At 70.2% G+C, this 21,689-nt stretch carries 14 protein-coding genes; 3 read left to right on the top strand and 11 right to left on the bottom strand.

Going from position 1 to position 21,689, the window contains the following annotated elements; translation table 11 throughout:
* Positions 1–38: 38 nt before the first annotated feature.
* From AB4Z48_RS13990 to AB4Z48_RS13980, 3 genes are all read right to left on the bottom strand, one after another.
* Entirely contained in the window at positions 39–1,178 is a 1,140-nt protein-coding gene (locus AB4Z48_RS13990; protein ID WP_441614837.1) for an acyl-CoA dehydrogenase family protein, read from the bottom strand.
* A 41-nt stretch (positions 1,179–1,219) separates the two neighbouring features.
* Positions 1,220–3,121 carry a feruloyl-CoA synthase gene (locus AB4Z48_RS13985; protein WP_441614835.1) on the bottom strand — a complete coding sequence of 634 codons (1,902 nt, stop codon included), beginning with the start codon at positions 3,119–3,121 and terminating at the stop codon, positions 1,220–1,222.
* Between the two features lie 408 nt (positions 3,122–3,529).
* Positions 3,530–6,388 (bottom strand): LuxR C-terminal-related transcriptional regulator, encoded by a 2,859-nt coding sequence (locus tag AB4Z48_RS13980; RefSeq protein ID WP_441614833.1) that lies wholly within the window; start codon positions 6,386–6,388, stop codon positions 3,530–3,532.
* A gap of 371 nt (positions 6,389–6,759) precedes the next feature.
* Between AB4Z48_RS13980 and AB4Z48_RS13975 the strand changes: the two genes are divergently transcribed.
* Positions 6,760–9,489 carry a LuxR C-terminal-related transcriptional regulator gene (locus tag AB4Z48_RS13975; RefSeq protein WP_441614831.1) on the top strand — a complete coding sequence of 910 codons (2,730 nt, stop codon included), beginning with the start codon at positions 6,760–6,762 and terminating at the stop codon, positions 9,487–9,489.
* Positions 9,490–9,656: 167 nt separating this feature from the next.
* Here the strand turns inward: AB4Z48_RS13975 and AB4Z48_RS13970 are convergent, their stop codons facing one another.
* The 4 genes from AB4Z48_RS13970 to AB4Z48_RS13955 form a co-directional block, all read right to left on the bottom strand.
* Positions 9,657–10,802 carry a porin gene (locus AB4Z48_RS13970; RefSeq protein ID WP_441614829.1) on the bottom strand — a complete coding sequence of 382 codons (1,146 nt, stop codon included), beginning with the start codon at positions 10,800–10,802 and terminating at the stop codon, positions 9,657–9,659.
* A 201-nt stretch (positions 10,803–11,003) separates the two neighbouring features.
* Positions 11,004–11,972 carry a Bug family tripartite tricarboxylate transporter substrate binding protein gene (locus tag AB4Z48_RS13965; protein ID WP_441614827.1) on the bottom strand — a complete coding sequence of 323 codons (969 nt, stop codon included), beginning with the start codon at positions 11,970–11,972 and terminating at the stop codon, positions 11,004–11,006.
* Between the two features lie 493 nt (positions 11,973–12,465).
* Positions 12,466–12,987, bottom strand: coding sequence for a PaaI family thioesterase (locus AB4Z48_RS13960; protein ID WP_441614825.1), 522 nt, complete (start codon positions 12,985–12,987; stop codon positions 12,466–12,468).
* 38 nt (positions 12,988–13,025) lie between these two features.
* Positions 13,026–14,189, bottom strand: a complete 1,164-nt coding sequence (locus AB4Z48_RS13955) for a CaiB/BaiF CoA transferase family protein (RefSeq protein WP_441614824.1) — start codon at positions 14,187–14,189, stop codon at positions 13,026–13,028.
* Positions 14,190–14,488: 299 nt separating this feature from the next.
* On the opposite strand from AB4Z48_RS13955, the gene AB4Z48_RS13950 reads away from it, so the two are divergent.
* Positions 14,489–15,253: a hypothetical protein gene (locus tag AB4Z48_RS13950; RefSeq protein ID WP_441614823.1), complete on the top strand. Its 765-nt coding sequence runs from the start codon at positions 14,489–14,491 to the stop codon at positions 15,251–15,253.
* Between the two features lie 58 nt (positions 15,254–15,311).
* On the opposite strand, the gene AB4Z48_RS13945 is transcribed toward AB4Z48_RS13950, so the two are convergent.
* Together AB4Z48_RS13945 and AB4Z48_RS13940 are read right to left on the bottom strand one after the other, a co-directional pair.
* Entirely contained in the window at positions 15,312–16,733 is a 1,422-nt protein-coding gene (locus tag AB4Z48_RS13945; RefSeq protein WP_441614821.1) for an aldehyde dehydrogenase family protein, read from the bottom strand.
* A 103-nt stretch (positions 16,734–16,836) separates the two neighbouring features.
* A complete protein-coding gene (locus AB4Z48_RS13940) occupies positions 16,837–17,766 on the bottom strand; it encodes a TauD/TfdA dioxygenase family protein (protein ID WP_441614819.1) in 930 nt (309 codons plus the stop codon).
* A 305-nt stretch (positions 17,767–18,071) separates the two neighbouring features.
* Between AB4Z48_RS13940 and AB4Z48_RS13935 the strand changes: the two genes are divergently transcribed.
* A complete protein-coding gene (locus AB4Z48_RS13935; RefSeq protein ID WP_441614817.1) occupies positions 18,072–18,806 on the top strand; it encodes a GntR family transcriptional regulator in 735 nt (244 codons plus the stop codon).
* Positions 18,807–18,836: 30 nt separating this feature from the next.
* Here AB4Z48_RS13935 and AB4Z48_RS13930 read toward each other — a convergent pair whose 3' ends face one another.
* Entirely contained in the window at positions 18,837–19,838 is a 1,002-nt protein-coding gene (locus AB4Z48_RS13930; protein WP_441614815.1) for a Bug family tripartite tricarboxylate transporter substrate binding protein, read from the bottom strand.
* A gap of 65 nt (positions 19,839–19,903) precedes the next feature.
* Positions 19,904–21,643, bottom strand: a complete 1,740-nt coding sequence (locus tag AB4Z48_RS13925) for a long-chain fatty acid--CoA ligase (RefSeq protein WP_441614814.1) — start codon at positions 21,641–21,643, stop codon at positions 19,904–19,906.
* Positions 21,644–21,689 lie beyond the last annotated feature (46 nt).

The following is a 21,689-nucleotide window of genomic DNA, read 5'->3' as shown; positions in this document are numbered from 1 at the left end:
CATTCTTCCTTCGCTTGCTTGGGATTGCGCTGGCATGTTCAGAGCTTGCGCGAGATCAGGTCGCGCATGACCTCGCTGGTGCCGCCATAGATCCGCGTCACGCGCGCATCGACGAAGGCGCGGGCCACCGGGTACTCGAGCATGTAGCCGTAGCCGCCGTGCAGCTGCACCATCTCGTCGAGCGCGCGGCCCAGGGCTTCGGTGGCATACAGCTTGGCGATCGCGGCTTCTTCCAGCGTCAGGCGGCGGCGCACGTGCTCGGCCAGGTAGTGGTCCACCAGCAGGCGTACCGCCACGGCCTGCGCCTTGATGTCGGCCAGCTTGAACTTGGTGTTCTGGAAGTCCCACACGGTCTGGTTGAAGGCCTTGCGGTCCTTCACGTAGTTGATGGTGTGCTCGAGGCACACTTCCAGCTTGGCGGCGGCGCCCACGGCGATGCTCAGGCGCTCCTGCGGCAGCTCGCCCATCAGGTAGGCAAAGCCCTTGCCTTCTTCGCCGAGGCGGTTGGCCACCGGCACGCGTACGTTGTCGAAGAACAGCTCGGCGGTGTCCTGCGCGTACTGGCCCACCTTGTCGAGCTTGCGGCCGCGGCGGAAGCCGTCGCGCTCCGCTTCCACCACGATCAGGCTGACGCCGCGCGAGCCGGCGCCGGGATCGGTCTTGCACACCATGATGATCAGGTCGGCGTTCAGGCCGTTGCTGATAAAGGTCTTGCTGCCGTTGATCACGTACTCGTCGCCTTCGCGCACGGCGGTGGTGCGCACGGCCTTGAGGTCGCTGCCGGTACCCGGCTCGGTCATGCCGATGGCCAGGATGGCTTCGCCCGAGCACACCTTGGGCAGCCAGCGCTGCTTTTGCTCGTCGCTGCCCAGGCGGTTGATGTACGGGGCAATGATGTCGGAATGCACGCCGAAGCCCAGGCCGCTGACGCCGGCGCGCGCCAGTTCTTCGTTGTAGATCGCGCAATGGCCGAAGTCGCCGCCGCCGCCGCCGTACTCGGTCGGCAGCGTGATGCACAGCAGGCCTTCGCGGCCGGCCTTGAGCCAGGTTTCGCGGTCGACCACGCCGGCCTTGTCCCATTTGGCCTGGTGGGGAACGCACTCGCGTTCGAGGAAGCGGCGCACCGTGGTGCGGAACATTTCGTGGTCGTCGCGGAAGACGGTACGGGTGACTTGCATGGAAAGCTCCGGGAAGATGGGGTAAGGGGCTCGATACGGTGTCAGCGCACGCAGGCGATGTGCGCCGCGGGTTCGGGGTGGAACAGTTGTTCGACGAGATGGGCGCGGCGCGCGCGGGTGGCGGCCTGGTTGACATAGCCTTTGTCGGCGATCTCGTTGGCATCCATCGAAGGCGGCTCGGCCATCAGCATCAGGCGCTGCACGCTCAGGCTGCTGGCGCCGCCGCCCTGGGCGCGCAGCCGCTCGCTGAGCGTGTTCACCACCAGCGGGTGGCGCACCAGCGCTTCGGCGTCCAGGTCGGCCAGTGCCGGGTCAAGCTCGCGGCAGGCCGCGAGGTTGGGCCAGGCCAGCGCGGCCAGGTAGTCGTGATCGTGGCCGCAGACGACGGCATCGCTCAGCAGCGGCGCGCATTTGTCGACCAGTGCCAGGCGCACCGCGCCGGTCCGCACCCAGGTGCCGTTGGTCAGCTTGAAATCCTCGACCACGCGGCCGGCGAACGTCAGGCCGCGGGCCGGATCGGCGGGATCGGCCAGGCGCACGGCGTCGCCCAGGCAGAAGTAGCCTTCCTCGTCGAAGGCCGCGGCAGTGAGGTCGGGACGATTGACATAGCCGGCAAAGACGAAGGGGCCGCGCATGCGGATCTCGTAACGTCCGTCGCCGCCGTCGAGCGGCACCAGCTTGACTTCGGCGCCCGGCATCGGCACGCCGACATTGCCGACGCCGTCGGTGGCCCAGCTGCAATACACGCCCATGCCGGTGGTCTCGGTGGAGCCCAGGCCGGAGCAAAAGACAATGCGCTCGCCCACGGTCTGTTCGGCCGCGCGCTGGATGCGTTGCCACACGTCGCGCGGCAGGCTGGCGCCGCCATAGCTGAACATCACCGCGTTGGCGAACAGGCTGCGCGCGAGCGCCGGGTCGCGTTCGATCTCGGCGACCAGCACGGCCCAGGCGGACGGCACGCTGGTGAACACGGTGGGCGAGACCTCGCGCAGGTTGCGCACGGTGCGCTGGAACAAGCCGGGCACGGGGCGCCCGTCGTCGATATGGTGGGTGGCGCCCAAGGCAACGGCGCGCGTGAAATTGAGCACGCCGCCCAGGCCATGGTGCCAGGGCAGCCAGTCGAGGAACACCGGCTGCCGCTCGACGAGGGCGGCGAGGTTGTTCGCGTAGTAGGCGGTCACGGCCGCGAGATTGCTGTAGGCGATGGCAACCCCCTTGGGTACGCCGGTGGAGCCCGAGGTGAACAGCACGCGCACGGTGTCGGCGGGGCGAATGGCGGCGCGGGCGCTGGCCAGCGCGGCCAGCCGCGCGGGCGTCAGCTCGGTGGCGGTCAACGTGCTCCAGGCAAGCTGGCCGGCCGCCGCGCCCTCCACCGCGATGACCTGCGCCTCGGGGCGTTCGAGGGCTGCGATGGCGCGCTCGAAGGGCGCGGCTGCCTGGACGAAGAACGCCGCCGGCGGCACCAGCCCGGCAATGCCTTTGAGGCGCGCGAAATCGCGGCTGATGGTGGCATAGGCGGGCGACACCGCGGCGGCGGGCACGCCCACGTATTCGGCGGCCAGCAGCAGGACCGCCTGCTCGATGGAGTTGCCTGACAGCAGCATCAGCGGCCGGTCTTGCCCGAGGCCGAGCTCGAGCAGGGCGGCTGCCACGGCCTGGACCTGGTGCCACAGTTCGGTCCAGCTGATCGAGCGCCAGGCCCCCTGCGCATCGCGCTCGCGGAAGGCGGCATTGGCGCCGCGCTGGTCCGCCCATTGGGGCAGGAAGTCGGCCAGGCCTTGCTGCGGGATGACGGCGGGCGGGGTCGCGCAGCGCAGCAGCAGCGTGCCGTCGTCGCGGCGCTCGACCAGCGTGGGGCGCTCGGGAAGCCCGGCGGGCCGGTAGACGGGAACGACGGGACGGTCGGCGGCAGCCGGCGCGTGCGCGGCCATTGGAGTGTTCATTGCACCTGTCTCCTGGGCTGGATGCGCGGGTGCGCGCCAGCCGTTTGTTCTTGCTCTGTGTGTTCCCGGGGCCAGCTATCGATGCGGATTCGCGATGCGGATTCGCGCGATTGCAGCGGGTATTGGCATGTCGCTAAGTTACCGCCAAGGGGGGGCGCGCCATAACCACCCGCGTCAGGTGGTTCCGCCTGCGGCCCGGGTGGCCCTGGGCACGGCAACGGGACGATCGCCGACGGGCCGGGCCGCCGCGCGGGGCGTCAGGGCATGCCAGCGCGGGCCATGCGCGGGCACGCGCCGCCGGCTGGCCGACGGCGGCGCCCGGCGGCCAGGAGGAGAAGGAAAGAGAAGGAAAGGAGCGGGGAAAGGGGAAGGGAACGGCGCGGGGCCGGGGCGCCGCGCGCGGCAGGCTCAGCCGCCCTGGCCAGGCAGGTCGGCGTCCGGGTCCGCATCCAGTGCCATGTCGCGCACGCGCGCCACGGCCTCGTCGCGGCTGCTGACACCGAGCTTGCGGAAAATGTTCCGCAGGTGCCATTTCACGGTTTCCGGCGACAGGCCCAGCGTGCGCGCGATCTTCTTGTTGGGCAGCGCTTGCCCGAGCAGCCGCACCACATCGGCCTCGCGCTCGCTAAGCGCTTCCGCGCCGGTAGCGGCCAGCCCGCCGGCGCCGGCTACCGCAGGTGCGGCGGGTGCGGCAGGCGCGGCGGGCATGCCGGCCGCCTGTGCTGCCTGCGCGGAGGACAGGCGCTCGACGTAGAAGGCCAGCAAGGGATCGAGCGCCTGGTCCTGCATGATCGCGCCGAGCAGGTCGAGTGCCGCCGGCTCCGCATCGAGCAGGCTGCGTACCAGGCCGAGACGATGGCCCCGGCGCAAGGCCGCCAGCAGCTTGTCGCGCGCGGGCTCGGGCATGCCCAGGCGGAAGTCCACCACCGCGCCCTGCCATTGCAGCTGGGCCACGTGGCGCTGCCAGCCACGCGCGTCGCACAAGGCGATCAGCGGCGCCAGGCGCTGCGCCGCGCCCGCCAGGTCGTCGTGCGCCAGGCATAGCTGGATGCGCGCGCGCTCGGCCACCACGCGGATCTCATCGAGTGCGCTTGGCTGCGTGTGGGGGTGGCGTGCGTCGATGACATCGAGCCGCGCCAGCGCGGCATGCGCGGCATCCGGGTCGCCATTCGACAGGTGTCGCCGGACTTGTTCGCCGAGGCTATGGGCCAGCAGGCGGTCCAGGCCCAGTTGTGCGGCGTACTCCTCCAGCCGCTCCAGGTAGGCCGATGCATCGAGCCGGTGGCCGGCGGCCCAGTGGCATGCCGACAACACCATCAGCACGCGCAGCACCGAGTCCGGAATCGAAACCCGCTCGAGCACATCCACGCGGTCTTCCAGCAGCCGGCGCGCGCCAGCGATGTCGTTTTGTTCGTAGAGCACTTCGCCGAGCAGCGCGGCGGCGAAGCAGCCGGGCTCGGCCGCCGCGCTGCCGGCCCTGTCCGCTTCGTACAGGACGTCACGGCAGATGCGCTCGACCTGGATCATCTTGCCTTCCAGGGCGAAGCTGAAGCCCACCACGCAGCGCCCGTTCAGGCTGCCGGAGGCGGTGCCCAGCAGCGGCGTGCCTTCGACCAGCAGCGGCGGCGCTTCGGCCTGGATGCGGCGCGCGCGCTCGTACTCGCCCAGGTGCATGTACAGCCACGACAGCAGGTTGTTGCGCCCGCCCACGGTGGCCGGCTCGACACCGGCGGGCGTCTGCAGCATCTCCGGCAGCAGGGACATCGCGCTGTCGGTGTCGTCGCGCTGCACCGCCAGCCCGAAGCGCAGCATGGTGAGGCGGTAGCGGGCGAGCAGGTCGTCTGGCGCAATGTCGGCAAGCAGGCGTTCGATGCTGGCCGCGGCTGCGTCCAGCTCGCGTGCGAAGGTCTGCATCTGCAGGGTCAGCAGGCGCAGCTTGATGCGGGCCTGGATTTCCTCGGGCGGCAACAGGCGCATCAGCCTGATCAGCTTGCGCTGTTCGCCCCTCGCGCCGAGCGTGCCGGCATGTTCCTGCACCAGGTCGGCGGCCGCGGCGGTCTCGCCCGCCAGCACGGCGTGGCGCACCGCCTCCTCCAGCAGGCGATGGGCGCGGAACCAGTGCCAGGCAGCCGCGTGCACGGCACGCTGCTGGCCTTCGCTGCGCGCGCGGAAGCGCTCCAGCAAGGTCTCGCGCAGCAGCGGGTGCAGGCGGTACCAGGTCTCGCGATCCGGCCCGTCGACCGGGGCGATAAAGAGGTTGTCGCTGTCGAGCCGCGCCAGTAGCGCGACCGCATCGGCCGAGGTTTGCGACTGGTCGCCCAGCGCCACGCACAGCGAGGCGCTGAAGCGCTGGCACGCGGCCGCGCGCACCAGCAGCTCGGCTTCGGCCGGCGCCAGGCGGGCCAGCACTTCGCGCTCGAAATAGTCGGCGAAGGCACCGGCGTCCTGCACATTGGCGCGCACGAAGGCGTCGGCCGACGATACGCCATCGATGAGCTGCTTGCGCCGCTTCCAGCGCGTGGCAAACAACTGCAGCCCGGCCACCCAGCCATCGGTCAGCTCGTGCATCAGGCGCGCGTCGCGCGTGGTGATGTCGCTCAGCTGCGCCTTCAGGAAGCGCTCGGACTCCGCCAGCGTGAAGCGCAGGTCGCGCTGGTCCAGCTCCAGCACCAGGCCCTGGTCACGCAGGCGGCCGAGCGAGAGCGGCACGGTGCCGCGCGATGCCAGCGCGATATGCAGGTTGGCGGGCGCGTAGTCGAACAGCCACTGCAGTGCCTCATGGACCCGCGCGTCGGCAAGATGCTGCAGTTCGTCGAGTACCAGGACCAGTTCGCGCGGATGCGCGGCGATGCCCTGCACGAGCGCTAGCACGGTGCGCTCGACCGCTTCGGGGTCCACGCCGCGCCCGCCCAGCAGCGCCGCTTCGCGCACGATCGCGGGATCGACCCGGGCCAGGCTGCCCAGCAGGGCATCGAGCAAGCGCGCCAGGTCGTTGTCGTCGGCGGACAGGGTCAGCCATGCCACGTCGAAGCCAAGCGTCAGCAAGGCCTGGCGCCACGCCAGCAGCGTCGCGGTCTTGCCGCAGCCGGCCGGGCCTTGCAGCACGATCGCGCGCCGGCGCCGCGCCTCGGTCAGCTGGGCCAGCAGGCGTTCGCGCGCCAGCACCCTGACCGTGTCGCGCGGCGGCTGCAGCTTGGCCTGGCCGGTGGCGTCCGGTGCCGCGCCGGGAAGTGGGCTTGCGCCGGGGGTGGAGGGACTTTGCGGCATAGGTAACCGGTGCCTTCTTGCTGGCCTGGCGCAGGCCATGCCGGCAAGCGCCAGGCGCAGATGAAATGGTGCATTGTACAGCGCACCTGCCGCGGCCCGGGCCTTGCCGGGGCCGGCGCGCACCGCTTTTTTGCGCGGGATTCGCCGCGCTTGCGCGTGGCCTGCGCGCGCGGCCACGGGGGCCACCCGGATCAGGTGGGGGAGCCGGGACAGGGGCTCGCGCAATGCCACCCTAGTATATATTTCGCGCAATCGGCGAAGGTGCGCGTTCTCCCCGGTTACGCGCACCTTCGGGACGCCCGACCTTCACCGGGGCAAGCCGGCCGTACCTTCGCGTGCCGCCCGACGGTCTTGCCGAGAGCCGAAATCCGATGCAACGGTATCATCCTGTTCCCCCTGCCGAAGTGGCGCCGCCACGCCTTGGCAAGCGCCTGATCGTGCGCGAAGCCTTGCTCGCCAGCCTGCACGACGCGCGCCAGCGCAAGCTCGTGCTGATCACCGCCGGTGCCGGCTTCGGCAAGACAACCCTGATGGCGCAGTGGCGCCAGAAGCTGATCCGCGAAGGCGCCAGCGTGGCGTGGCTGTCGCCATGCGCCGGCGAGGATGCGCCGCAGGCATTGTGGGCAGGCCTGCGCGCCGCCTTGCTTCATGCGGCAGGCCCCGGCGCCCAGGCGGCATGTCCGGACGATGCGCAGGCCGCGCCGCAACGCCTGGCTGCTGGCCTGGTCCGGGCGCTGGCCACCGCGCGCGAAGAACTGTACGTAATGATCGACGAGTTCGACCGCGTCGGCGACCCCGCCAGCCGGGCCTTGCTGCAGGCCATCCTCGAAGCGCGGCTGCCCAACCTGCACCTCGTCATCGCATCGCGCAAGGCGCCGGCGCTGTTGCTGGGCCGGCTGCGCGCGCTGGGCGAACTGGGCGAGTTGGGCGGCGCCGACCTGGCATTCTCGTATCCGGAAACACTCGCCTTCCTGAAATTGCATCGCGACGCACGCGTGGACCTGGATGCCGCCACGCGCCTGCACTCGCTCAGCGACGGCTGGCCTGCCGGGCTGCAACTGCTGTCGGCCTCGCTCAAGCAGGGGCAGCGCCATCCCGCTCGCCTGCGCGCACTGGCGCCCCATGCCGATCGCCTGCATGCCTACTTGCTGGAGGATGTGCTTGCCGGCCTGCCGGGCGAGTTGCTCGCCTTCATGCAGTCGGTCTCGGTGCTGCCGCGCTTCAATGCGGCGCTGGCCGCCTTTGTCACGGGCGCCGGCCACGCCGCGGCGCTGATCGAGGCGATCGACGCGCACGGCTCGTTCCTGCTGCCCGCGCACGCGCACACGTGCTCGCCCACGGATGAGGCGGGCGACTGGTACCGCTTCCATCCGATGTTTACCGCATTCCTGGCGCAGCGCCTGGCAGCCGGCCAGGAGGACGTGGCCGCGCTGCATCGCCGTGCCGCCGCATGGTTCGTGCGGCAAGGGGACTTCGCCGAGGCGGTGCCGCACGCGCTGCTGGGCAAGGATTTCGATGCTGTCGCCGGCCTGGTGGAGCGCGCGCTGCCGGCCCTGCCCAGCCTGAGCCAGCTGCGGGCCTTCCGCCAATGGATCGAAGCCGTGCCGTGCGAACGGCTGGCGCCGCATCCGCGCCTGCTGCTGCTTGCCGGCTGGGCCAGCGCCGTGACGGCGCGGCCCGCCGAGGCCGAGGCATGGATGACGTTACTCGAGGCGGCCCGCCCCGGCGCTGGCGTCTCGCGGCATGGCCGGCTGCTGCGTGGCGTGATCGCCCTGCAGCGCGATGACATGGCGCAACTGGAAGCGATCCTGGCCACGCTGGATCACGTCCCGCTGGGCCTGGCGGCGCTGGAGCACATCCGGCTCGGCCTGACCCTGCGCTGCCTGGCCGCGCGCGGGCGCCACGCGGACGTGCGCGATCTGCTTGCCTCGGCCGCGGCAAGCGCGGCGCGCAACGGCACCGGCGAACTGGCGCTGATGGCCCGGGCGACCACGGCCGGCGCGCTGCTGCTCGAAGGCTATGCCGTGCAGGCCGAACGCCTGAGTACGGAGGCCCTGGCCGATGCGGAGCGCCGTCATGGCCGCCGTTCGGTCGGGGCCTGCTTCTGCGCGGCGACGGCGGCGGTGGTCCTGTATGAGCGGGACGACACCGAGGCGGCGCGGCTGGCCCTGGCCGACCGGCTCGACATGCTCAAGCTGTCGTCGCCCGATGTCGTGCTGCGGGCCGCGCGGTGCCATGCCCGCCTGGAAGCGCTGGCCGGGCTGCCGCACGACGCCGTGGCCTACCTGATCGACATGGAAGCGCATTTCCGCGGGCGCGGCATTGCGCGCGGGGTCGCGCACATGGTGTCCGAGCGGCAGCGCATCGTGCTCGCGGGAGGCGACTGGCGGCACGCGCAGTCGCTGCAGGCCGCGCTCGACCTGCTGGCCCAGGGCCATGCGGGCGAGACCATGATCATGGCCGCGCTGGCGCGCGCGCGGCTCGCGCTGGCCATGGGCGAGGCGCAGGGCGCGCTGCTGGCGCTCGAACCGGCGCGCGCTGCGATCACGGGGCTGGGCAGGGAGGCGATGATGGTCACCTCCGATGTCCTGCAGGCCCTGGCGCTGGATGCGCTGGGGTGCCACGTCGAGGCTACCGCTTGCCTGGAGTCGGCGGTGGCCACGGCGTATCGCCTGGGCCTGGTGCGCACGCTGCTCGATGAAGGCGAGCGTGTGGGCGGCTTGCTGGGGCGCCTGGGTCGGCGGGGCGATGCCACGCAGCAAGCCTATCTCGCCAGATTGCAGGGCTTGCCGCCCGCCATGTCCGCTACGTCCGCCACATCAGGGACATCCGCGACCTCCGCAACAGGCGGCGAGCGCGTCGGCACCGCGACGCACGCGCCGGGCAAGACAGGGCTGCCGGGCCTGACCCGCCGCGAGCAGGAGATCCTCGGGCTGCTGGAGCAGTCGATGTCGAACAAGCGCATCGCGCTGGCGCTCAATATCAGCGAGCTGACGGTGAAGTGGAATCTCAGGCAGATCTTCGCCAAGCTCGGCGTGTCGCGGCGCTACGATGCCATCGTTGCCGCGCGCCGGCAGGGCCAGCATACGGGGGCCGGCTGACGGCACCGGCGTGTGCCCGGCGTGTCGGGTATGTCGGGCCGCAGAGGCCCGCGCCGGCTGTCTTGTGGCCAGCCGGCGCGGACGCGGCGCTTGAGTACCGGTCCAGGTCAGGCGCTCACGATAAGCGCTCACGGCGAGCGCTCCGGTCAGGCGTTCAGGTCAGGCGCTCAGAAGATATGGCGCACGCCCATCGTGACGCCGACCATGCCTTTCTGCCCCGTCATCTGCGGATAGTTGAACGCGTAGGCCGTGGTCGCGCTGTCGAAGCTCAGGCCGCCATTGCGCGCATAGCCCGCCGACAGGTAGACGTCCGTGCGCTTGCTGAAGTTGTAGTCGGCGATAAAGCTGTACTGCTGCATATTGGGCGGATTGGTCGACGCCGAGGTCGCCGTGGCGCGCTGCGACTTGACGTCCGCATAGAAGTAGGCGAGCGACAAGCCAAGCGCCGGCGTGGCCTGGTAGTTGACGCCGGCCCAGTAGTAGTCGTCACGCAGGAGCGTGCCGCCACTGGCGAAGTCGGCCTTGTTCCAGCGGTAGCCGCCCGTGAACTTGAGCGGGCCGGTGGTGTAGCTGAGGGCGCCGGCGGCCTTGCGGACCGTGCCTGGCTGCCCGACGTTGACCGCGGGCCGCCATTCGTCGTAGGCAAGCGACGCGCCGAAGCCATTGCTCAGGTACATCAGCGAGCCGCCGAAGGCCGTGTTGTCGCTGAAGTGTCCCGGCGTCTCGCCGGCGCCGCCGTTGGCCAGGGCCGTGCTGGCATTGAGCACCGAGAYGCCGGTGCCGAACGAGTAATGCGCCACGGCCTGGAGCCCGCCGAACTGGCCCGTGTACTTGACCATATTGCTTTCGCGGTAGTTCAGGCCCAGCCACCAGATACCGGGCTCATAGGTGGCCGCGAAGCGCAGCGGCGAGAAGTTGGCGAGGCCGTCGAAGAAGCTGGTGTACTGGCGGCCCAGCGTGATCTTGCCGTAGGTGTTGTTCTGCAGCCCGACGAAGGACTGGCGCGAGAACAGCGTGTTCGATTGCAGCGCGCCGGTATCGGGCTGGAAGCCGCTTTCGAGCACGAACAGCGCCTGGTTGCCGCCGCCGAGGTCTTCCACGCCGCGCAGGCCCCAGCGCGATGCGGACAGGCCGCCCACGCTCGGCTGCGCGAAGCGGCTGCCGCCGACCGTCGGGGTCGCGGGCGAGGCGGCCACCCGGTTGACGTACTCCACGGATGCGTCGATCACGCCGTAGAGGGTGACGCCCGACTGTGCAGATGCCGCGCCGCTCACTGCGCTCAATGCCGCCATGGCGACGAGTGTTCTTTTCATGCTGAGTCCTCTCCTTATCGTTGTATGCAGGGCACCGGGCACCTTCCTCCACTGCCGTGCCCGTGATGGCATTAGAGCGTGGGGCTCTTTTTCCGAACCCACCCAAAAAGGAGTGAATCGCGGTGATCGTGGTTTTATTCCCGCTGGAAATCGGCCAGGCGGTCAGTCCCTATTGACGCGCGGCCGCAGACGGGCGGCGGATCAGTCGGCCTTGACGCCGGTCGACCTGATGAGGCGCCCCATCACCGGTTCGAAGGTCTCGAAGTCGCGCTTGAATTCCTGCGCGGTGCTGCCCACCGGCTCCAGCGCGAGCGACTCGAAGCGTTCCTTCATCGGCGCGGAATTGACCGAGGCGCGTGCCTCGGCTTCCAGGCGGGCGAGCACCGGCGCGGGGGTGCCGGCGCGCGCCACCAGGCCGACCCAGCCCGGCGTGGTCAGCTCCTGGTCCTTCAGGCCGGCCTCGAGCAGGGTCGGCACGTTCGGCAGTTCCTTGACCCGGTGCTTGCCGACGATCGCCAGCGGGCGCAGCCGCCCGCTCTGGATCTGCGGGCCCAGCGTGCTGACCGAGCCGATGGCCCAGGCGACGTTGCCGCCGAGCATGTCCTGCACCATCGGCGCTTCGCCCTTGTAGGCGATGTGCGTCATGTCGAGTCCGCGCGACTGGTTCAGGTAGGTGCCCAGCAGATGCGGCATGCTCCCGACCCCGTACGAGCCGTAGCTGACCTTGCCCTTGTTCTGCGCGGCCCAGTCAAGGAACTCCTGCATGTTCTTCACCGGGACCTTGTTGTTGACCACCAGCACGATCTGGCCGATGCAGATCTCGGAGACGAAGGCGAGATCGCGGCGCACGTCGTAGGGCACGTGCGAGTAGAGGTACGGCGTGTTCATGAGCGGCGTGGAGTGCGTGACCAGCAGCGTGTAGCCGTCCGGCGCCGCGCGCGTCAGCGTCTGCACGGCCAGCATGCCGGCGGCGCCAGGCTTGTTGTCGACGATGATGGTCTGTCCCAGCCGCTTGCCCATGTCTTCGGCCAGCGTGCGGGCAATGACGTCGGTCGCGCCGCCGGGCGGCCCGGGCACGACGAAGGTGATGGTGCGCGTGGGGTAGGCTTGCGCGCCGCAGACGGCGCTCCAGGCAAGAAGGGCAGCGGCAAGCAGGGTTTTCTTACGCATCTGGCATGACCTCGCAATTGAGTTGGGCTGAGTGGATTCCGCCCGGATTCCGCCCGGGTTCCGGCCAGTGCGGGCGCGCTGGCCGGGCCCGGTCAGGAGGGCTTCCCGAGTGCGACGTTAGGGGATGCGGCGAGGGCTGTAACCCACCCGTGTCGGCGGGGCGGGATTCCACTATCCGGGTCAACCCGGCGGGCCGTGCGCGATGGCGCGCGACGGTGCGCGATGGTGCGCGACGGTGCGCGGTGCCGTGGAAACGCCGGCGCTTGGGAAAGGAAAAGGATCTCCGCCCGTCAGGCCGGAGATCGAAAACCTCGCCGGCATCGAGGCACCGGCAAAGTGGAGACAAGCTGAGAGGCCGCTGGGCGATGCGCCGCGGCGCGCTTCACGATCCCGGTGGGCGCAACACAAGCCTACGGAAGATCAGGCACGCACGCCCCCGCCAGAAGGGAGGGGGTGCCGGATCGCAACGGCGATTCCGCTGTGCCGCACCGGGTCAGGACGGAGCGCGGACCGGCGGCGGGATGCCTGCCGCCGGCTCGGGGCGGCTGTCGCTTCTGCCTAGGTAGAACACGCCCGCCGCGTGCAGAGCGGTGCGCTCCCCGACCATGACCCGGCAGTTCACATTGGCGACGCGCGCGCCTTGCTTGAGCAGGTCGACGTGCGCTTCGACCCAGTCGCCGGCATGGACCGGGCCGAGATAGTCCACGCTCAGGTGCAGCGTGCGCGCCGGCGGCGTGCCGAGCCGGCGCACCATGACGATGCCGAAGGCACTGTCGGCCAGCATGGCCAGGAAGCCGCCGTGCGCGATGTCCATGTTGTTGAGGTGCTCTGCGGCGATGCGCACGCCCACCACGGGCCGCTGTGCGTGCAGGTAGAAGCCGCCGCAAAGCCGCGCGAAGCCCCTGGCGCCGCCGACCGGCTCGAAGCCGGCTGGCACGTCGTGGTCCTGCGCGGGTGGCTGCGCCAACGTTGAGGGGCACTGCGCGATGGCGGCGGAAGATTGCGTCTGAGGCATGGTTTTGATTCTCCGGTCAGGACGGCTTGCGCCTGCGTTCAGGCATCCGGCAGGAAGCCGAGCCCCAGTTCCTGCAAGCGCGCCACGGCCGGTGCATCGAAGCCCCAGTCGCGCAGCGCGGCGGCGCCGTGCTCGCCACGCGCGGGGGCGGGGCGGTTGATTTCCGATGGCGTGCCGAGGAATCGCGGCGCGGGCCCCGGCTGCACCACGCCAGCCACTTCCACGAAGCTGCCGCGTGCGCGGTGTTGCGGATGGTCGGGGGCTTCGGAGAAGGCCAGCACCGGCGCCACGCAGGCGTCGCTGCCTTCGAACACCGCGCACCACGCGTCGCGCGTGCGGGTCAGGAAGACCGCCTCGAAATGCTGCCGCAGGAGCGGCCAGCCGCCGCGGTCGTGTTGCCCGGGCAGGCCCTTGTCGGCCAGCCCGAGCTTGTCCAGCAACTCGGCGTAGAAGCGCGACTCGACCGCGCCCACCGCCATGTAGTGGCCGTCGCTGGTGCGGTAGCTGTCGTACCAGGGGGTGCCGCCGTCGAGCAGGTTGCTGGCGCGTTGCTCGCGCCAGTTGCCCGAGGCCAGCAGGCCCCACACCACCGCGCCGAGCTGCGCCGCGCCTTCGATCATGGCGGCATCGACCACCTGGCCCGCGCCGCCGCGCTGCACATTGAGCAGGGCCGCCACCACGCCCAGCGCGAGCAGCATGCCGCCGCCGCCGTAGTCGCCCACCAGGTTCAGCGGCGGCACCGGTGCCTCGCCCGCGCGGCCGATGCCCGACAGCACACCCGACAGGGCGATGTAGTTCAGGTCGTGCCCGGCGCGGTCGGCGAGCGGCCCGGTCTGGCCCCAGCCGGTCATGCGGCCATAGACCAGGCGCGGGTTGCGCGCCAGCGCCACCTCCGGCCCGAGGCCCAGGCGCTCCATGGTGCCGGGGCGGAAGCCCTCGATCACCACGTCGGCGCGCTCGATCAGCGCCAGCGCGGCATTGCGCGCCTCGGGCTGCTTGAGGTCGAGCGTGACCGAGCGCCGGCCGCGCCCGGTCACGTCCACGCGCTTGCCGGTGGCCGACCTGGGACCGAGATCGGACGGCGCGACCGGGCGGTCGATGCGCAGCACGTCGGAGCCCATGTCGGCCAGCAGCATGGCCCCGAACGGGCCGGGCCCGATTGCCTCGAATTCCACTACGCGAATGCCGCTGAGTACACCCATTGCTGATCCTTGCGAACGGTGCGCAGGGCGCTACATGGCGTCCTGCCGGTATTGGTCGGGGCCGGACGAGGAAAGCGCCCGGCGTCTGCAGCAAAGTAGAACAAATCACGGGCGCGGGCGGACCTACCCGGGTCGGGTAGGCGGCCTGGCGGGCGCCATCCGGCTCCAGGCCATGCGCCGGGCCATCGCGGCCCCCACTCCATCGGGGTGGCTCCATTTTTGCCGCACTGCAACCAGAATGCTGTCGCAAGGGCAGCGATCCCGCCTGCTGCCGCCATCCGACCCACGAGGAGCATCCGGTGAATGCCAAGAGCAGCGTCCAGCGCGAAGACCATGACATGCGGCGCAGCCCCGCGCGGCTGCTGCCGGTGCTCGACGAACTCCGGCGGCAGGTGCGCGAGCGCAGCCGGCTCGCGCGCAAGCTGACGCTCAAGCGCGCAGGGGACGGTACGGAAGACCATGGCCGGCGCCTTGCCGACTTGTTCGATGGCTGGATCGAGCGTGGCGATCCCCGCACGAAGGTGATCTGCTTTGCCTCCGCGACGGAGTTCGGCATGGCCATGCAGCATCACGCTGAACGGTGCCGGGCCGCGGCGCAGGATGAAGGCTCCGAGGCGCTGCGCGCGCTGTTCTGGGCGGCCCTGCGGCGGATCCAGGCGCGGCGCGGCTATGTTCCTGAAATGGGTGCGCGCGCGCCGGTGCCGGCGCCTGCCAGTTCCGCCGCCGGTCCTGTCGCGGACAGGGCGGCGGACAGGGCGGCGGACACGACCGGAGACACCGCGGCGGCGCCGTCCTTGCAGGACCTCTGCCAGCGCTGCGAAAGCCTGCGGCACGATGTGATGTGCGCGGATGGCCATGCTTCGCTGCGCCCGCTCGGCGAGGTCCGCTGGCGCAGTTTCGGCGCGGGTGTGGTCTGCCAGACCCGGGAGCACCAGTGCCGTGCATGCCTCGCGCGCTGGACCCGGCGCTGGAGCGTCTCGGATCCGTTCACGGGCTGGACCATGACCGGGGGCGTCGCCCCGGCGACGCACGACCGAAGCCTCGGGGGCAAGGCGGGCGGCTAGCCGCCAGAGGCGCCGGGCGCGTCCGGCAGGCTGGCGCGGCGATCCGGCGCGGGCCGGTTCAGCCCGTCACCGACTTGCACTCGAGGAACTCGGCCAGGCCTTCGGCACCATACTCGCGGCCGTTGCCGGAGGTCTTGTAGCCGCCGAAGGGCACCGTGATGTCCAGCATGGCGCCGTTGATCCGCACCGAGCCGACCCGCAGGCGCGCGGCCACGCGGCGCGCGCGCTCGGGATTGCCGCTGGCGATATAGCCAGCCAGGCCGAACACGCTGTCGTTGGCGATCGCGATGGCGTCTTCCTCGCCGTCGTACGGGATCATGGCCAGCACGGGCCCGAAGATCTCCTCGCGCGCGATCGCCATATCGTTGCGCACGTCGGCGAAGATGGTCGGCCTGGCAAAGAAGCCGCGCTCCAGTCCTGGCGGGCGGCCTGGGCCGCCGGCCACCAGGCGTGCGCCTTCCTCGATGCCGATGCCGATCATGCGCTGGACCTTCTCGTACTGGCCGCGGTTGGAGATCGGGCCCATCTTCGTGGCCGGATCCGCCGGGTCGCCCACGGTCACCTCGCTGGCGGCGGCAGCGGCGATGGCGACGGCCTCTTCATAGCGCTCGCGCGGCACCAGCATGCGCGTGGGCGCCACGCAGGTCTGGCCGGAGTTGGCCATGCACTGCGCCACGCCGCTGCGCACGGCCGCTTGCAGATCGGCGTCGTCCAGGATCARCAGGGCGGACTTGCCGCCCAGTTCCTGGGCCACGCGCTTGACCGTGGGCGCGGCGCTGACCGCCACTTCCACGCCGGCGCGCGTCGATCCGGTGATCGATACCATGTCCACGCCCGCATGGGAGGCGAGCGTGGCGCCCACGGTGCGGCCTTCGCCGAAGATCATGTTGAAGACGCCGGGCGGCGTGCCGGCCTCGTGCATGATCTCGGCGAAGATCATCGCATCGAGCGGCGCGATCTCGGACGGCTTGAGCACGACCGTGCAGCCCGCGGCAAGCGCGGGCGCCACCTTGGCGGCGATCTGGTTCAGCGGCCAGTTCCAGGGCGTGATCAGCGCCGCGACGCCGATGGCCTCGCGCCGCACATAGCTCTTGGCATGGCTGGTCTCGAACTCGAAATGGCGCAGCGTCTCCACCGCGGCCTGGAGCTGCGCCAGCCCGATCGGGGCCTGCAGGTTCTTGCACAGCGTGACGGGGGCGCCGATTTCGGCGCGCACGGCCTCGGCGATGTCGTCGAGGCGGGCGCGGTAGCGCTCGATCACGCGTTCGAGCAGGGTGATGCGGTCTTCGCGGCTGGATTCCGACCAGGCCGGGAACGCGGCCCGCGCCGCCGCGACAGCGGCGTCGGCATCCGCCGCGGTGCCCATCGCGAGCTTGCCGAGCGGCGCCTCGGTGGCGGGGTCGATGATGTCCGCCAGCGTGCTGCCGGCCGACGGCGCGACCCACTGGCCATTGATATAGAAAGTGTTCAGCATCTTCACAGGTGTTCTCCTGGTGTTCCGGGTGTTCCGGGTGTTCCGGGTGTGCGGGTGTGCGGGTGGGGCGCGGGGACCGGGGACCGGGGACCGGGGACCGGGGACCGGTTCAGAACGGGCGGTCGCCGACGACGGTGGCCCGCATCATCCGGCGCACCGCCGGGAAATAGTCCTGGACGGCGTAGTGGTGGGTGGCGCGGTTATCCCAGAAGGCGATGGTGTTCGGCTCCCACTTCAGGCGCACCTGGTACTCCGGCGCCGCGGCCTGGCGGTAGAGGTACTGCAGCAGGTCCAGCTCGCCGAGCCGGAAGTCCGAGCCGATGCGAAAGCCGATCAGCTGGCTGTAGTTGGCCAGGTGCGTCACGAACGCTTCGTTGACGTAGAGGATCTTCTCGCCGCTCTCCGGGTGCGTGCGCACCACCGGATGGGTGACCGGGGGGAACTGCTTGCGGATTTCGTCGCGCTTCTCGGGCGCGATGGCGGTGCTGAAGGTGGGCAGGATGTCATGCACGGCCTGCAGCTCTGCGATGCGCGCCTTCACGTCCTCGGGCAGGTTGGCGTAAGCCTGCGCCATATTGACCCAGATGGTGTCGCCGCCGACCTCGGGACACTCCACGCAGCGCAGGACAGAGCCCATCGCCGGGATCTCGCGCCAGGACACGTCGCTGTGATAGATGTTCTCGCGCCCGCGGTTCTCGCCGGACTTGTCGAACAGCACCAGTTCGGGGTGGTCGGGGTGCTGGCGGAACACCGGATGGATCTCCAGCTCGCCGAAGCGCCGGGCGAAGGCGACATGCTGGGCCGGCGTGACGTCCTGGTCGCGGAAGAACAGGACCTTGAACTGCACCAGCGCGCGGCGCAGGGCGAGGTAGGTGTCGTCGTCCAGCGGCTGGCGCAGGTCGATCCCGCCGATCTCCGCGCCGATGCTCGGCGTGGAGCGCTTGACGGTGAAGGGCCAGTTCCCTGCACCGGCCGCCCTGATGGCGTCGGCCTGGATGGCGGGTGCTTCGGGTGCGGTATCGGCAATAGCAGCGTGCATCTCGTGTCTCCTCTTTCTTGGGGCTGCCAGCAGCCACCACAGGCACAGGCTTTCCGGCAGTTGCAAACTGGCTGACGCGATCTTGCGTCAGCCGGATTCCTTGGCGAGTCGCTTCCGGGCGGAAGGCGGGTCAGTCGCGCCGGGCGCTCGGCCGAACACTTGCTGGCAGCGATACTGACATGACCTGTTATAACAGGTCAAGAGGGAAAATGGTGCCCTGTCATGATAGGTATAATGCGGAGAAGGCCGGAGACGGCGGCAACGCCGGCCGCGCCGAAGCGAACGAAACAGGAGGATTCCGCACCTTGACCTCGACTCCACCCCCGAGCCCGAGCCAGCCCAGATTCAGGCAAATCGAAGACGTGCTGCGCCAGCGCATCGTCGACAACGAGCTGGGGCCGGGCGCCAAGCTACCGTCCGAGGCGGAGCTGATGGCGGAGTTCGCCGTCAGCCGTATCACGGTCAGGCAGTCGCTGGCCGGCCTGCATGCCAGCGGCCTGATCGAGAAAGTCAACGGCAAGGGCAGTTTCGTCACCCGTCCGGCGCAGACCTCGGACCTGGGGCCGCTGACCGGCTTCTACGAATCCGCGCGGGCGCGCGGGCGGCTTGCCTACGGAAAGCTGGTGTCGGTGCGCAAGATCAAGGCGCCGGCGTTTGCGGCGCAGGCCCTGGGCCTGGACAGCGCGGACACGCTGCTCTGCGCCACCACGCTGCGGATGTGGGATGACGAGGCCATCGCCCTGTTCATGATCATGGGCGACGAAACGCTGATCCGTGCGTTGGTGAAGGAGGATCTCGAAACCAACGACGTGATGTCGATCTTCGAGAGCCGGCTGGGTTACCGTCTCACCGAGGTGGCTACCGAGAGCGCCGCGATCCCGGCGGCGGGCGATGTGGCGCGCCGGCTCGGGGTCCCCGAAGGGGCGCCGCTGCTGCGGCTGCGATGCACGCCGTACGACATCCGCGGCAATGCGCTTTGCTGCGCGGAATTGCTGTTCCGCGGCGACCGCTATGCCTACAAGGCCAGGGTCAGGCGCTAGCGATTGCCGCGGCGGCGGGTGCCGCATGGCTCATTCGAGCTTGATCTGGCACTCCTTGACGACCTGCGCCCACTGCGGCGCGTCGCGCGACATCATGGCCGCAAGCTCGACCGACGTGCTGCCCACGCCCAGCATGCCGATATCCGCCAGGCGCTTGCCCAGGTCCGCTCCCTGGACCTGCGCGGCGATTTCCCGCGACAGCTTCTGCACGACCGGGGCCGGCGTGCTCGCCGGCACGAACATCGCCATGAAGCCGTTCGGCTCGAAACCCGTGTAGCCGAGTTCGGCGAAGGTGGGCAGCTTGGGCAGGGGCTTGAACCGCTGGGTGCCGGTCAGCGCCAGGAAGCGCAGCTTTGGGCTGGCCAGTTGCGCGTTGGCGGTCGACTGGTCGACGAATGCAACGTCGATCTGGCCGGCCAGGAGGTCGGAGAGCATCGGCGCCGCGCCCTTGTACGGCACGTGGATCAGGTCGATGCCGGCACGCTTGTTGAGCAGCTCCGCGTGCAGGTGCGCGGACGTGCCGTTGCCATAGGAGCCGATCGTCAGCTTGCCCGGGCTCGCCTTGGCCAGCCTGACGAGATCGCCGACGGAGCTGACCGGCAGCTTCGACGAGACCGCCAGCAGGTCGGAGCCGATGGCCAGCAGCGAGACCGGGGCGAAGTCCCTGGCGAAGTTGACCTGTATCGCCGGCATCAGCGCCGGCAGCTGGATCATCGAGGTAAAGCCGAGATACATGGTGTAGCCATCGTGCGGGGCGGACAGCACCGACTGGGCGGCGATGATCCCTGATGCCCCCGGCCGGTTGTCGACCACGACAGGCTGCCCGAGCTTCCTGCCCAGGCCCGCGCCAAGCGCGCGCGCGAGCATGTCGGTGCCGCCACCGGCCGGACCGGGCACCACGATGCGAAGCGGCTTGTCCGGGAAGCCGGCCTGTGCCTGCGCAAGGGCCGGGGCGGCGCCCGCCGCCGGCAGGCAGGCGGCGGCAATGAGGAGGGCAGCGCGCAGCCAGGCCGCGCGGCGAATCGAATCCATGGAAGTCTCCGGTTTTCTTGTGTCCCTGCGTTCGTGTCCTGGCGCTTGCGCCGTGCGCTGGCCGGCTAGGCCCGCAGGTTGGGCAGCGGCGCGCCCTGCATCTCCTGGTCCTGCAGCTCGCGCCAGGCGATCTTGCCGGTGGCGGAGCGCGGCAGGCGGTCGACGAACTGGACGATGCGCGGGGCCTTGTAGGTCGCCATGTTTGTCCGGCACCAGGCGAGGATGTCCTCCATGCCGACGTCCCGCACCCCGGCCTTCAGCACGATGACCGCCTTCACGGTTTCGCCGCGATGCGCGTCGCGCGCCGCGATCACGCAGGCCTCCTGGATCGCCGGGTGGGTGTGCAGCATGGCTTCCACCTCGGCCGGCCAGACCTTGTAGCCGGAGGCGTTGACCATGCGCTTGAGCCGGTCGCGCATGACAAAATAGCCGGCTTCGTCGACGCTGCCGAGGTCGCCGGTGCGGAAGAATCGCTTGCCGTCGATGGCGATGAAGCTCTGGGCGTCGGCCTCGGGCTTGTGCCAGTAGCCCAGCATCACCTGCGCGCCATGCACCACGATCTCGCCGGTTTCCCCCATGGGCAGCTCGGCCAGCGTCGCGGGGTCGACGATACGGGCATCCACGCCATAGGTGCGCACGCCAAGGTGCCCGGAGCGCGGCGCGTGCAGCGGGTTGGCGAGCAGGAACGAGGCGGTCTCCGTCAGGCCGTAGCCCTCGACGAACTGCAGGCCATAGCGCTCCTTCATCAGCCGCGCCGTGCCCTCCGGCACCGCGGCGCCACCGCCCACCACCACCGCCAGGCTGCGCAGGTCATACGCGCCGAGATCGGGCTGGGCGAAGAACTCGACCAGCATCGGCGGCGGGGCCGCCCAGAAGGACACGCGATGGCGCTCGATCAGCCGGGCCGCCGTCTTGCTGTCCCAGCGCGCCAGCAGCACGATGGTGCCGCCGACGTAGACCGGCCCGTTGATGCCGTTCTGCAGCCCGAGCAGGTGGAACATCGGTGCCACCGCCAGGAAGCTTGATTCCGCGTGGGTGCGGCGCCATAGCTGCGAACCGGCCACGGAGGTCATCACCGTGCGGTTGGTGTGCATGCAGGCCTTGGGCGCGCCGGTGGTGCCGGACGTGTAGGGCAGCATGCACAGGTCGTCCGGGCCGCTCAGGTGTGGCGTGGGCAGGTGGCCGGGGGCAAGCGCGTCCGCCCAGCGCACGGCGCCGCCGAAGGGCGGGGCCTCGGGGCTGCGTGCGCGTAGCCAGTCGGGGATGGCCAGGCCCGCGTCGTCGCCGCACAGCGCATCGCCGTAGGCGTGGACAATCACATGCCTGAGCGAGGTGGTGCCGGCCAGCGGCGCCAGTTGCCCCGCCAGTTCGTGCGCGGCGAACGCCGCCACCGCGCCGCTGTCGGTGACGATGTGCCGCAGTTCGTCCTCCAGCAGCATGGCGTTGACCGGGACCACCACCGCGTCGGCGCGCAGGATGGCGAAATAGGCGGCGATGAGCTGCGGGCAGTTCTGGCTGAACAGCAGCACGCGGTCGCCGCGCTGGATGCGGCAGTTGTGCTGCAGGTAGCCCGCCATGTGCTCGGCCTCGCGCAGCAGGGCGGCGTAGCTCACGCTGGCGCCGTAGAACTGGATGGCCGCCTTGTGCGGAAATCGCTTTGCCGCGATTTCCAGGTTCTGGAACAGGCTGGTGTGCGGTACGTGCAGGCAATCGGGCACGCCATCGCGCGCCAATGCCTTGTCGATGCAGAGCGGGTCGGACGGGCGTTCGGTCACGTCGCGGCTTGCGGGGCGGTCGGTTGCCATCGCTTTGTCTCCTGGAGGGGGTTTCCCTCGTTGTTCCTTGTGTGTT

It is taken from the genome of Cupriavidus sp. 2TAF22, assembly GCF_052115045.1.
Taxonomy (GTDB): domain Bacteria; phylum Pseudomonadota; class Gammaproteobacteria; order Burkholderiales; family Burkholderiaceae; genus Cupriavidus.
Note: the sequence above shows the minus strand (reverse complement) of the source record. Positions and strands in the feature narration are given on the sequence as shown.

Coding starts and splice junctions, on each gene's coding strand:
- AB4Z48_RS13990 (WP_441614837.1), bottom strand. CDS start 1,178: ATGCAAGTCACCCGTACCGTCTTCCGCGACGACCACGAAATGTTCCGC.
- AB4Z48_RS13985 (WP_441614835.1), bottom strand. CDS start 3,121: ATGAACACTCCAATGGCCGCGCACGCGCCGGCTGCCGCCGACCGTCCC.
- AB4Z48_RS13980 (WP_441614833.1), bottom strand. CDS start 6,388: ATGCCGCAAAGTCCCTCCACCCCCGGCGCAAGCCCACTTCCCGGCGCG.
- AB4Z48_RS13975 (WP_441614831.1), top strand. CDS start 6,760: ATGCAACGGTATCATCCTGTTCCCCCTGCCGAAGTGGCGCCGCCACGC.
- AB4Z48_RS13965 (WP_441614827.1), bottom strand. CDS start 11,972: ATGCGTAAGAAAACCCTGCTTGCCGCTGCCCTTCTTGCCTGGAGCGCC.
- AB4Z48_RS13960 (WP_441614825.1), bottom strand. CDS start 12,987: ATGCCTCAGACGCAATCTTCCGCCGCCATCGCGCAGTGCCCCTCAACG.
- AB4Z48_RS13955 (WP_441614824.1), bottom strand. CDS start 14,189: ATGGGTGTACTCAGCGGCATTCGCGTAGTGGAATTCGAGGCAATCGGG.
- AB4Z48_RS13940 (WP_441614819.1), bottom strand. CDS start 17,766: ATGCACGCTGCTATTGCCGATACCGCACCCGAAGCACCCGCCATCCAG.
- AB4Z48_RS13930 (WP_441614815.1), bottom strand. CDS start 19,838: ATGGATTCGATTCGCCGCGCGGCCTGGCTGCGCGCTGCCCTCCTCATT.
- AB4Z48_RS13925 (WP_441614814.1), bottom strand. CDS start 21,643: ATGGCAACCGACCGCCCCGCAAGCCGCGACGTGACCGAACGCCCGTCC.